Origin of the sequence: Segatella buccae ATCC 33574, from assembly GCF_000184945.1 — a bacterium.
In the GTDB taxonomy this organism is placed as follows: Bacteria; Bacteroidota; Bacteroidia; order Bacteroidales; family Bacteroidaceae; genus Prevotella; species Prevotella buccae.
In genome coordinates this window covers 2,695,176-2,707,226 of the sequence record NZ_GL586311.1, presented here as the reverse complement: position 1 = coordinate 2,707,226, position 12,051 = coordinate 2,695,176, and the positions used below count along the sequence as shown (strand labels likewise).

Genomic DNA, 12,051 nt, shown 5'->3' with positions numbered 1-12,051 from the left:
CTTTTATTGATATTGATACTTTTCCAAAAGTTCCAACGTGCGGAGAATTTCGCCGACATTCATGGCAAACGAGATTGCTCCACGCCCCTGGAATGGAGGGTTGCCATCAAAAAGCTCGCTGATTGTCCCAAGGCAATGGCAGGACATCTCGTCCTCAAATCCCACCATCTGGCGTTCGATAAAGCTAAGACGAGTACGCTTGTAAAGTTTCAGGCAGGCCTCCATGTAGAATCCACTCAGCCACGGCCATGCTGTTCCTTGATGATAGGCATAGTCTCGCTGATTTTGTGACCCCACATAGATCGGATTGTAACCACCGCTCTTCGGAGAAAGCGAACGTAGTCCCTTTGGCGTCAGCAATTCACGTGTGCAAATGTCAAGCACGGCTTTTTTCTGATCTTGCGAAAGGGGCGAATAGTCGAATGCCACAGGGAATATCATGTTCGGCCGCACACTCCAATCTATCATGTTACCATCCACATAGTCGTAAAGATAGCCATATTCGTTGAGGAATGTGTCGAGGAAAGATATCTTCACTCTGCCTGCAAGTTCTTCAAACCGGACAGCCATTTCGCTCAATCCATCGTCTCCGGCAATGGCTGCAGCAAACTTCAAAGCATTGTACCAAAGGGCATTGAACTCGACGATAAATCCGGTGCGCGGGACAACCGGTTTGCCATTGGCAGTAGAATTCATCCAAGTGACGGCCTTATCACGGCCCTCGGTGTGCAACAGGGCATTCTCTTCCAATGTGAGGTTAGGATGCTTGCCGGCCATGATGTATTCCACGATGTCAAATACCAGTTTGCCATAAAGTTTCCGGCAACGCTCGCTGCCCGCCTCTTTGGCATACTGCTGAATGGCCCAGATGCACCACAAAGGCACATCTGGCTGTTCTATTTCGGTCATCTTCACCGTCGAGGGCTTTCCCTCCATAAATTCCCGGAGACCTCGTTCTGCCGTCTTCATCACCAATTCAAAATAGGATTCTTCCTCTATCGACAGTGTCAGGCCGGGAAGTGAGATGAACGTGTCTCTGGCACGGCACTTGAACCAAGGGTAACCGGCAAGGATATATCTTTCGTCATTCTTCAATCGATTATGAAATTGATGGGCGGCATTCACCAGACAATGGAAGAAATTGTCTCGTGGGTTACGCTCCTCCACTTCTTTTTCAAAAAGGGTTTTCAAGCCACGCGTTTTCATTTCCGAAGTGGATGCTGCAAACACGATGCTCTCTCCTTTCTTTATTTTCATCTCGAAATACCCCGGCACATAAAGGTCTTCATTGGAAGCATAGCCTCTTTCTTGTTCTTTGGGGTATTCCACACCGCGATACCAGTCGGGCAGAAATACAAACTCATTTTTCTTGGAGAACTGCATGAAAAGATTAGGATAACCGGCATACATACATGTGCTGATGCCATTGTCCACGAGGTTGTATTCCCTGCTTGCCGTGGAGTTCTCGTGCGTGAACTGGCGTACACTGCGAAAGGCAAGGAACGGACGGAAGCGGAGAGTCGTGTCGGAATGGGCATCCTCAAGCGTGTAGCGAATGAGGATACGGTCTTCATAGTGCTGGAAGACCACCTCTTTCTTCAACACGACTCCACCAACACGATAAAGTGTGGTTGGAACCTTGTCGCAATCAAATTCCCGAATATACTTATGACCATTAGGGCTGTAGTTATTGCCCTGATACTTATGCAAGCCGAGATTGAACTCGGCACCATGCTGAATGACCGTAACGTCAAGCGAACTAAGCAGCACATGGTTTTCGTCGTCAAGTTCCGGAACCGGAACAACCAGCAGACCATGATACTTACGCGTATTGCAGTCTACAATCGTCGAACAAGAGTAGGCCCCCGAACGATTCGTACGAAGCAACTCTTTTGACAATGACTCTTGTAGATTGGTCATCAGAGCTCTTTCAAATCTTATATAACTCATAGATCTGTATTAAGGTTTAGTTATTTACACGCTTTGTTGATTGAAAGACGAGTCGGCTTGTATTCTCGCAACCTCCCCATTCTTCACCAAAGATAAGAAAAATATGTCTTACAACAAAATAAAAGGTTTTGTTTTTGAAAAAAGAGTAACAATTCATGCTCTATAAAACAAAAATAGTCAAGAAAAATAATAAATTGAAAAAAAAGATGTAATTTTGCAACAGAGTAGGAAAAGTTTCAAAACAGATAATGGTAAATAAGGTTGATTTAGACAAGGAAAAGATAGCAAAAAGTATCACTTCGTTGTGGGAAAACCTCCGCGAAGAGCACTACGCTTTACTCCTCAAAAATCTTTCTGTGCAGCATTTCAAGAAGAACGAAATCATCTATAAAGAATTTGAGAGCCCGACCAAAGCCATGTGCCTCATCCAAGGCAAAGTGAAAATTTACAAGGATGGAGTAGGGGGGCGTAACCAGATTGTAAGGGTTATCAAACCTGTCGAGTTTTTCGGATTCAGGGCCTACTTTGCCGGTGAGGATTACAAGACAGCTGCTATGGCTTTTGAAAATTGCGTAATAGCCTTTTTTCCCATCAATGTACTGATAGAGTTGATGACTGCTAATTTTGAGATTGCCAAATTCTTCATCAGATATCTCAGTGTGGAATTGGGACGCTCGGACGACCGCACTGTCAATCTCACCCAAAAGCACATTCGCGGTCGGCTGGCAGAGGCCCTCTTGTTTCTCAAAGATAGTTATGGACTGGAAGAAGATGGCTACACACTTAGCATTTACCTGAGCCGGGAAGATTTGGCCAGTTTGTCGAATATGACCACTAGCAACGCTATCCGCACGCTTTCAGCCTTTGCCAATGAAAAGCTTATTGCCATAGACGGGCGGAAAATTAAGTTCATCGCTGATGACGAACTGAAAAAGATTTCTAAAATGGGATAACGCCCCTTGCAGTTCTGTCTCTCTCTCTTTCATTGATAAAGAACCTGCATCAACTTCACACCGGAATGAGAAAATTGACAACTTCTTGTTCCACCGAGATGGCGTAAGCGCCAACGGGAGTCTTCATCAGTCGCCCGTCAATGCCCACCAGTGCATGTGATGCCTCTTTGACAATCACCTCACGGGTGCGATAGGGGTGCACACTACGATGGTTGAGGAATTTTCCTTTGACAAACAGATAGATGCCTTCAAACAGCTGGGTGATTTCCGGATGATAGACGACCGACACATCAAGCAGACCGTTGTAGGGTACGGCATTCGGTGTCTGTCCATAGCCGTTGGCATTGCCTATGCATACAGTCATCACTTTGCGCTTCACCTCGTCGCTATTGATCTTGAGATGCATTTTATAGTCCATGCGCTGGAATATGAGGAGGATGAAAGAAGAGATGAACGATAATGTGCGTGAACCGAGAAGATGGCGGGTTTTCCGCCGGAGATTCATGATGGCAGCTATCAATCCGATATTGATGCAGTTGAGGAAATAACGGTGACAGCGCTCGCCGTTTTTATTCGTGTAGCGAATGCAGCCCAAATCAATCTTACGCACGCGACGCTCTTTAAGCCAGCCGATGGTCTGCTCATACTCATTCTCCCTGAAGCCCCAGAAATGGGCAAAGTCGTTCATCACGCCATTGGGAATGACCCCCAGAGAGATCTCGTCCCGGGCCTGCCGGTCCAGTTGCATCAGACAGTTTACGGCATCATTCAATGCCGAGTCTCCACCGACGATGACGATAGTCTTGTAGCCGTTGTTGATGAGCATTCGCACCAACCGTTCCACACTTCCGGTGTTTTCACTCTGGACAAAGTCATAGTCCACATGATACTGCTTGAGAGCCCTTTCTATCTTCTCCCAACGCTTTCCGTTTCTCCATCCGCCTTTCGGGCAATAGAGAATGCCCCATTTGTTCTCATCTACCATAAAAATATCTTCCTGTCTTCTCCATCATAGGAGAAGTTTATCTACAATTCATTGCATATTACTATTCTTCATGAGCTGCTTGCATTGTGCCACCTTCTCGGGCATGGGCAGCAGTGCGTCAATCCAATGGATGGTGAAGCCCCGCCGCTCCATTCCCCGAAACCAGGTCATCTGCCGTTTGGCAAACTGGTGAATGGCTATTTCCAAGTCTCTGAACATCTCGTTGTAAGTGATGTGGCCCGTCACATACTCCGTGACGAATTTATACTCCAGTCCATAATAAATCAAGTCCTCGGCCGGTATCCCCCTCTGGAGCAGCCCTCTGACTTCATTTGCCATCCCTTCGTCGAGTCTGGCTTTCAGCCTTCGGCTTATTTTTTCCCTACGCGCATCGCGGTCGATGGCTACGCCGATAATCAACGAGTCAACAGCCGGCAGCTCCCGTTCCGGCATGGGATGCTCCAGATTGTAGGTTTCTATCTCGATGGCCCTGATGGCCCGCTGCGCCGTGTCGACATCCGTACGGTTGTGCATCTTGGTTCCCGCCTTCGTTTTCAAGTCTTCCAACATGCGTGTCAGCTCATCGAGCGATTTTGGGGCCAGTGCATCACGCAGTGTCTGATTTTGGGGCACGGGGGAAAGCCTATAGCCTTTCAACACCGATTCTATGTAAAGTCCCGTGCCACCGCAGAGGATGGGCTGCACGCCTCTGCCCGTGATGTCAAGATAGGCGTCATAGAAGTCTTGCTGATATTGAAAGAGGTTATATTTCGTCCCGGGCTCGCATATATCTATAAGGTGATAGGGTATCTGCCGGCCGTCGATAATATAGTCGGCCAGATCCTTTCCCGTGCCGATGGTCATCCCACGATAGACCTGACGCGAGTCGGCACTGATGATCTCAGCATCTGTCTCTGCAGCCAAAGCCGCCGCAAGACTTGTCTTGCCACTGGCCGTAGGGCCCAATATCGTGATCAGTCTTTTCACCATTCAGTTCTCCATGTCATCTTCTATATGCCGCGTTCCCGACTTTTTCTTTCTCTGGAAATACTGCAATGTCGCGAACACGGCAACAAAAATAATATAATTCGGTCAAACGACAAAACAATTAAACGAAAAAAGCCGCCCGACAATGTCGGGCGACTTGTATTTCGGTAATTAAAGTGCGGAGATTAACCGTTGTACTTCTTCATCACCTTGATCAGGTCAACCACCTTGTGGCTGTAACCGATTTCGTTGTCATACCAAGAAACAACCTTCACGAAGTTGTCTGTGAGGTAAACACCGGCATTGGCATCGAAGATGGATGTCAACGGGCAACCCAAGAAGTCGGAAGAAACAACGGCATCTTCGGTGTAGCCCAGAATGCCTTTCAGTTCGCCTTCGGCAGCAGCCTTCATGGCATTGCAGATAGCCTCCTTGGAAGCGGCCTTCTTCAGGTTAACGGTCAGGTCAACCACAGAAACGTCCAAAGTAGGAACGCGCATGGAGATACCTGTCAGTTTGCCGTTCAGCTCGGGGATAACCTTACCCACAGCCTTGGCAGCACCGGTGGAAGAAGGAATGATGTTGCCGGAAGCGGCACGGCCACCACGCCAGTCTTTCATCGAAGGACCGTCAACGGTCTTCTGTGTGGCTGTAGTAGAGTGTACGGTTGTCATCAGACCGTTCTCGATGCCGAAGTTGTCGTTCAGCACCTTAGCGATGGGAGCCAAGCAGTTGGTTGTGCAAGAAGCGTTGGAAACAACCTTCTGGCCGGCATACTTGTCGGTGTTAACGCCGCACACGAACATGTCAGCCTGACGACCGTCTTCACCGGCTTTGGAAGGAGCGGAAAGAACAACGTACTTGGCACCGGCCTTGAGGTGCTTTTCAGCCTTGTCCATAGCGAGGAACAGACCTGTAGACTCAACCACATACTCTGCACCAACCTCGTCCCACTTCAGATTCTCGGGATCACGCTCTGCCGTAACGCGGATGTGGTTTCCGTTCACGATCAGCTCGCTCTTCTCAACGTCAGCCTCGATAGTGCCGTTGAACTGGCCGTGCATGGTGTCATACTTCAGCATGTAAGCCATGTAGTCTACCGGGCAGAGGTCATTGATAGCCACTACCTGCACATCCTTTGCATTCTCAGCCTCAACAGTTGAGCGGAAAACGAAACGGCCGATACGACCGAAACCGTTAATACCAATTTTAATCATTTCTATTTGTTTATTTTAAGGGTTAAAATAATATTTGCCTTTGTGATATACCTGTCAATTCTGTTGCGCCACTTCTTCGTGCCTTCATTCCTATTGCTACATAAAAATGCGACACTTTCAAGCAATTTTTTCTTTGTCTGAGCGCAAAGTTACAAAATATTTTCTATATTTGCAGCCGAATTGAGTATTAAATTATATAAAAAACACACTCTTTCTCCCATATCCAAGGGGCAGAAAAAACAAACTTGCGAGAGTGTCACCCCGATGTTACAATTATAAGATTCCAACAATAATAACACAATAAAAGTATGAGTAAATTTTTAAATGAGTTCAAGGAATTTGCTGTGAAAGGCAATGCCGTAGACATGGCTGTCGGTGTGATCATTGGCGGTGCTTTCGGCAAAATCGTATCTTCCATAGTAGACGACATCATCATGCCACCCGTCGGATGGCTCATCGGGGGTGTCAACTTCAGCGACTTGAAATTCACATTGCCTGCGGTGGAGATTCCCGGTGTGGAGAACATGACGGCTGCCACCATCAACTACGGTAATTTTCTCCAGACACTGATCGATTTCACCATCATTGCCTTCTGTGTGTTCTTGCTTGTGAAGGGCATCAACAAACTGGCCCGCAAGAAGAAAGAGGAAACACCTGCTCCTGAAGCACCCGCACCGGAACCCACGGCTGAAGAAAAATTGCTTACCGAAATCCGCGACCTGCTGAAAAAGCAGCAATAAGCGGACTGCCGGAAACCGACAGAGTGCTTCACTTGCAGGGGAAGCCATGCCACAAAAGCATGTATCCGACTGTGACATGGTCGGGTGCATGCTTTCTTTTTCACTCTTCCCTGAACGATTCGGGAAAATGGGATAGTTGTTGTTAGACGGGAGAAAAAGAATGGTATGTCTGGGGCGCACACCAACAGAAACAGGTGAAAGGAAGTTCCGCAAGAGGCCGGACAGTGCCGAATAATATTGACAGGAACACATCCGGCAAAATCCTCCAACCAGAGCGGAAAACCGGGTTTGAACCACTGAAAAAGCCCGCCGACTTTTCCATTCGTGCTCTCCGAGCTTGTAAAAGGGCTACAGTTAGCAAACGAAAGGGCCACAGTTGCGTCGCAACTGTGGCCCTTTTGTAAGCTCGTTTGGGCTTTCTTAAGCCCGTTTTCGGACTTAAAATCGTGTCAATAAAATTCAAACAGCTGATTGTCAGCGTTTTGGAAGTGTCGCCAAAATTCGCTCATTTACGCCCGAGTAGCTGCCCGTTGCAAATATCGCAAGCAGAGAGGCCGAAACCGAACAAATAGTTTGACAACGATTTATCCGGCCGAAAGACCCACCGGCCCTGCCCGGGGGGCTCTTTACTTCCGGATGTAATCCTTCGTCAGCATATCATAATAGAGGGCTTCCAGTTCGGGAAGCGACAGATGAGCCACCGAATGCTCAATCTGTCGTATCAACTCTTCCCTCCGTCCTTCATCGTGTTGTTGTCCGAAATTCATAACGCAAAGGTTAAGTCATAAACATGAATCAACGATGACCCGCCAAAGAGCCGGGATTTACTCCCACTCAATGGTTGAAGGTGGTTTAGAGGAAATGTCATAGCATACCCGGTTGACCCCCTTCACCTTATTGATGATCTCATTGCTCACCTTGGCCATGAAATCGTATGGCAAATGGGCCCAGTCGGCCGTCATGGCATCTTGCGAAGTCACGGCACGCAAAGCCACGGGATGCTCGTAGGTGCGCTCATCGCCCATCACGCCCACAGAGCGGATGGTGGAGAGCAGCACAGTGCCGGCTTGCCAGACGTGGTCGTAGAGGCAGCTGCCGTCGGGCATGATGTAATGGTGCATGTGCTCGATATAGATGTCGTCTGCATCTTGCAGAATGCGCACTTTCTCACGGGTGATGTCGCCAAGGATGCGCACGGCAAGGCCGGGACCGGGGAACGGATGCCGCTTGATGAGTCGTTCGGGCATCCCGAGCTCGTAGCCCACACGGCGCACTTCGTCTTTGAAGAGCCATTGTAGGGGTTCGCAAAGCTGCAAGTGCATCTCCTTGGGCAGGCCTCCCACGTTGTGATGACTCTTGATGACCATTCCGGTGATGCTCAGGCTCTCGATGCGGTCGGGGTAGATGGTGCCTTGGGCCAACCACTTGGCGTCGGTAATTTTCTTGGCCTCGGCATTGAACACTTCCACGAAATCGCGACCGATGATCTTGCGTTTCTTCTCGGGATCTGTCACTCCTTCCAAGTCTTTGAAGAACTTGTCGCTTGCATCTACCCCGACGACATTGAGTCCGAGGCCTTCGTATGCTTCCATCACCTTCTTGAACTCGTTCTTGCGCAACATGCCGTGGTCAACGAAAATGCAGGTGAGGTTTTTACCGATAGCCTTGTTCAGCAGTGTGGCACAAACGCTGGAGTCTACCCCGCCCGAAAGTCCGAGAATCACACGGTCGTTGCCCAACTGCCGTTTGAGCTCTGCCACGGTGCTCTCTACAAACGAAGCTGCGCTCCATTCCTGCCGGCTCCCGCAGATGTCCACCACAAAGTTGCGCAGCAGCTGTGTGCCTTGTGAGGTGTGATACACTTCGGGATGGAATTGTACGGCCCAAAGTGGGTGCTTTGTTGAAGCGTAAGCGGCAAATTTCACATCTGCCGTACTGGCTATGACATGGCAATCTTGCGGAATGGCGGTAATCGTATCGCCATGACTCATCCACACTTGTGAGTTTGGTTCAAAACCTTTGAAAAGAGGATTCTCACCGTCAAACTGCTGGAGGTGGGCCCGGCCATACTCGCGTGTGCCGGTTTGTTCCACCTTTCCCCCATTGGTGTGGGAAATGAACTGTGCTCCGTAGCAGATGCCCAGCACGGGATATTTGCCGACAAACTGACTGAGGTCGGTCTTGAATGCCTCCGGGTCGTGGACACTGTAAGGCGAACCACTGAGAATGACACCTATCACGTCGGGGTCGTCCTTCGGGAACTTGTTGTAAGGAAGAATCTCACAAAAGGTGTCGAGTTCGCGCACACGGCGACCAATGAGCTGGGTTGTCTGTGAACCGAAGTCGAGAATGATAATCTTTTGTTGCATTATGATAAGAGAGTTTATGTTCCGTTCCGGTTCTCGTTGTGATGAGACAGTCTCGCGCAGAATCGGTCGGGAGGTGATGATAATATGCTATTTGATGTGTCGCAAAAAGTCCTCCGCCTCTTGCAATGTTTCTTGTTTTCCTACATCCATCAGTTTTAAATCTTCTTTTACATAGCCTCTGATGGCATAGCGGTCACACCATTTCAGATAGAAATCGACAATGCCAAATTTGGCCGGCATTTCATCCATGCAAGGGAAGAGGGAAGGGGAAAAGACATGAATGCCGCTAAAAGCATACATGTCACACGAGGCAGGCTCCAGACGAGGGTAGGGGCTCTTGACCTCCCGAGTCTCAATATTGGTCCAACCGGTCAACAGTCGTGATTCGTCTTTGGAGAAAAGCAGATAGCGCTTGGTGCTACGGGAACTGACAAGCAAGGTGGCATCTCCTTTTTTTCCTTCCTCATAAAGTTGCCCGAGATTCACATTACTTAATATGTCTACGTTGTGAATCAATATTGGTTGGGAAGTGTCGAAAAAAGGCATAGCCTTCTTGATGCCTCCCCCGGTGTCAAGGAGCGCATCACGCTCGTCACTGATATGAATGTCAAGGCCAAAGTTGTCGTTTCCTTTCAGATAGTCAATGACTTGATCGGCAAAATGATGTACATTGACCACTATCCGGTTAAATCCCGCTTCTTTCAATCGAAAGATGACACGACCGAGTAATGGCTCGCCCCCCACACGTACCAATGCCTTGGGCATTGTGTCGGTGAGCGGTTTCAGGCGAGTCCCCAGCCCTGCTGCGAAAATCATTGCTTGCATCATTTTCTAATTTAATGCGTGCAAATATAGCCAAATTTCACGACATGACAAAATTTATGGGGAGATTCATAAGCGTTCAACATAAACATGCTGCCTCGTAGCGTCAACCGGCAAGTGCAATATTACGAATAATATTTGTAAAACTCCTGCTTTGGTGTTTCAGAACCAAACAGGACCTCACCGCAACCCCCGAGGACGAGACGGTGCCGAAATCAATGCCAAGGCACGTGAACATAATAGGGAAGGATTATTACAACTGATAAACTTAAAGGAACAAGGAACAACCCCTCGGCAGGATGCTGCAAATGCGTCTGCTGGGGACGCACGCGGCTTTCAAGGCCTCACGGGAATACTTCACTACGGACCGCATGACGACCGAGGAGTTCGTCCCATGGCTCGTCACCAGCGAGTGGGACGACAGGTGCAACCGTACCATAGAGAGGCTCATCCGGCAGGCCGGCTTCCGCTATCAGGCCTCGGTAGATCACATAGACTACAGTACCGAAAGGGGGATTGACTGCAATCTCATGCAGCGGCTGGCAGGGCTGGGATTTTATGTATGAAGGGAGGAACGTGTTCATCACCGGAAGCACGGGGGCTGGCAAGAGCTATCTGGCCACAGCCTTGGGTACAGGGCCTGCCAGAAAGGATACAAGGTGCTGTATGCCAACACGGCAAGACTTATGGCACAGCTCAGGATGGCCAAGATGAAGGGGATCATCCTACGGGAACTTTAAAAAAATAGAGCGCGTGGACCTGCTCATACTCAATGACTTCGCTCTCCAGCTTTTGACACGCAGGCAAGGAACTATCTCATGGACATCATTGAAGACAGACATGAGAGAAAATCTACACTTATTGCTTCACAGATACCTGCCAAGGAATTGTATGATGCCATAGTCGACAAGACCATGGCTGATGCCGTGATGGACAGAATCGTATATCAGGTTGTCAGGATAGAATTATATGGGAGTCTCTCAGGAAAATGCAAGCTAAAAAGAATTAAAAAACTTGCTAGACGAAAAATAATGTTTATATTTGCAAAAAACAATTACTAACACTGGCGTAGGAAAACAGAACAGCAGAAAGAATGACGGACATGTTAACATATCCAAAACGCAGTAACTTGAGTGGCTCACTTTGCGTGGGGCAACCGGGCCATTTTCGAGTGGATTTTCCAATAATGATTATCTTTGATTGTAAAGGTTAGGGTACCATACAGAAGAGCAAATAATAATTAAGCCATAGAAAAAGCAGAATAACATGAACGTCCATATTAGAATATTTCCCAATAGAATATATCAATGCGTCATTCTCTTTTTAATCATATCTAGCATAGCTGTATGTGCAATTGCAGACATCTCTAATGAAATATCTAATATATTGATGTATGCAATTATGTTTGTACTGACTGCTATAGCCTTCTACGGCGTAAATTGGAAGAAACGACATAAATTACTAAGAGCATCCCCTTTTCCCCCAGCAAAGGCCATAATATATCCTCTTTTAGCTATATTGCTGTTAGAACTTATCTACAAAGCAATCTTGTATTTTATAGGAGCAGGTGATATGGGTGCTGAACACCCAAAAAGTTATACGGCGTTAATGTTACTCTCTATAACATTGGCAGGTCCTATTGTAGAAGAGTTTATTTTCCGTGGTGTATTTCTTAGAGGATTATTAACGAGGTACACGCCTAAGACGGCTATTGTTGCTACTTCTTTGTTATTTTCATTAGTCCATTGCAACTTGGCCCCAGAGGCTTCGATGGTTTCTAATGTTACGGCTGTGATTTACGCGTTTTTAATGGGCATCATCTTCAGTTACTCATACCATAAGACACCAACGTTACTAATCTGCGCACTCTTGCATATTGTTGCTAATACTACATCTTTAGCCGCATCGGCTTGGTTCTAGCAAAAGTAAACATTCAAGATAGAAGTGCAATTTCTTAATGGGTGATAGTAAGAGTTGGCCTCCGTGTCGGATGCGGACGTTCTTGGCGCGAAGCGACAAGAACGTCCG

At 47.8% G+C, this 12,051-nt stretch carries 13 protein-coding genes; 6 read left to right on the top strand and 7 right to left on the bottom strand.

The features are described 5' to 3' along the window. Positions 1-3: 3 nt before the first annotated feature. A complete protein-coding gene (locus tag HMPREF6485_RS10715) occupies positions 4-1,950 on the bottom strand; it encodes a glycogen debranching enzyme N-terminal domain-containing protein (RefSeq protein WP_004342721.1) in 1,947 nt (648 codons plus the stop codon). Between the two features lie 248 nt (positions 1,951-2,198). Here HMPREF6485_RS10715 and HMPREF6485_RS10710 point away from each other — a divergent pair, with 248 nt between their 5' ends. Beyond that, entirely contained in the window at positions 2,199-2,903 is a 705-nt protein-coding gene (locus HMPREF6485_RS10710) for a Crp/Fnr family transcriptional regulator (protein ID WP_004346494.1), read from the top strand. A 55-nt stretch (positions 2,904-2,958) separates the two neighbouring features. On the opposite strand, the gene HMPREF6485_RS10705 is transcribed toward HMPREF6485_RS10710, so the two are convergent. The 3 genes from HMPREF6485_RS10705 to gap all read right to left on the bottom strand — a co-directional run bounded on the left by HMPREF6485_RS10705 (position 2,959) and on the right by gap (position 6,092). Then, on the bottom strand, positions 2,959-3,888 hold the full coding sequence (locus HMPREF6485_RS10705) for a diacylglycerol/lipid kinase family protein (protein WP_004342719.1): 930 nt from the start codon (positions 3,886-3,888) through the stop codon (positions 2,959-2,961). A 48-nt stretch (positions 3,889-3,936) separates the two neighbouring features. After that, a complete protein-coding gene (miaA, locus tag HMPREF6485_RS10700) occupies positions 3,937-4,878 on the bottom strand; it encodes a tRNA (adenosine(37)-N6)-dimethylallyltransferase MiaA (protein ID WP_004346493.1) in 942 nt (313 codons plus the stop codon). A gap of 182 nt (positions 4,879-5,060) precedes the next feature. Then, positions 5,061-6,092 (bottom strand): type I glyceraldehyde-3-phosphate dehydrogenase, encoded by a 1,032-nt coding sequence (gene gap, locus HMPREF6485_RS10695; RefSeq protein ID WP_004342717.1) that lies wholly within the window; start codon positions 6,090-6,092, stop codon positions 5,061-5,063. A gap of 308 nt (positions 6,093-6,400) precedes the next feature. Here gap and mscL point away from each other — a divergent pair, with 308 nt between their 5' ends. Then, on the top strand, positions 6,401-6,832 hold the full coding sequence (gene mscL / locus HMPREF6485_RS10690) for a large-conductance mechanosensitive channel protein MscL (protein ID WP_004346488.1): 432 nt from the start codon (positions 6,401-6,403) through the stop codon (positions 6,830-6,832). 626 nt (positions 6,833-7,458) lie between these two features. On the opposite strand, the gene HMPREF6485_RS14190 is transcribed toward mscL, so the two are convergent. The 3 genes from HMPREF6485_RS14190 to HMPREF6485_RS10680 form a co-directional block, all read right to left on the bottom strand. Then, complete coding sequence (locus HMPREF6485_RS14190; protein ID WP_004346487.1) at positions 7,459-7,599, bottom strand: hypothetical protein; 141 nt, start codon at positions 7,597-7,599, stop codon at positions 7,459-7,461. 57 nt (positions 7,600-7,656) lie between these two features. Next, the gene (guaA, locus tag HMPREF6485_RS10685; RefSeq protein WP_004346486.1) at positions 7,657-9,201 is read right to left on the bottom strand and encodes a glutamine-hydrolyzing GMP synthase; all 1,545 of its coding nucleotides are present in this window, start codon (positions 9,199-9,201) and stop codon (positions 7,657-7,659) included. Positions 9,202-9,288: 87 nt separating this feature from the next. Further along, a complete protein-coding gene (locus HMPREF6485_RS10680) occupies positions 9,289-10,029 on the bottom strand; it encodes a nucleotidyltransferase family protein (protein ID WP_004346485.1) in 741 nt (246 codons plus the stop codon). Between the two features lie 293 nt (positions 10,030-10,322). On the opposite strand from HMPREF6485_RS10680, the gene HMPREF6485_RS10675 reads away from it, so the two are divergent. The 4 genes from HMPREF6485_RS10675 (at position 10,323) to HMPREF6485_RS10665 (ending at position 11,943) form a co-directional block, all read left to right on the top strand. Further along, complete coding sequence (locus HMPREF6485_RS10675; protein WP_004342710.1) at positions 10,323-10,589, top strand: ATP-binding protein; 267 nt, start codon at positions 10,323-10,325, stop codon at positions 10,587-10,589. After that, a complete protein-coding gene (locus tag HMPREF6485_RS14460) occupies positions 10,582-10,737 on the top strand; it encodes an ATP-binding protein (protein WP_082231327.1) in 156 nt (51 codons plus the stop codon). Before HMPREF6485_RS10675 ends, HMPREF6485_RS14460 begins: the two co-directional genes overlap by 8 nt. Before the next feature lie 104 nt (positions 10,738-10,841). Continuing rightward, a complete protein-coding gene (locus HMPREF6485_RS14455) occupies positions 10,842-11,084 on the top strand; it encodes an ATP-binding protein (RefSeq protein ID WP_004346483.1) in 243 nt (80 codons plus the stop codon). Positions 11,085-11,289: 205 nt separating this feature from the next. Continuing rightward, positions 11,290-11,943, top strand: coding sequence for a CPBP family intramembrane glutamic endopeptidase (locus HMPREF6485_RS10665; RefSeq protein WP_004346482.1), 654 nt, complete (start codon positions 11,290-11,292; stop codon positions 11,941-11,943). Positions 11,944-12,051 lie beyond the last annotated feature (108 nt).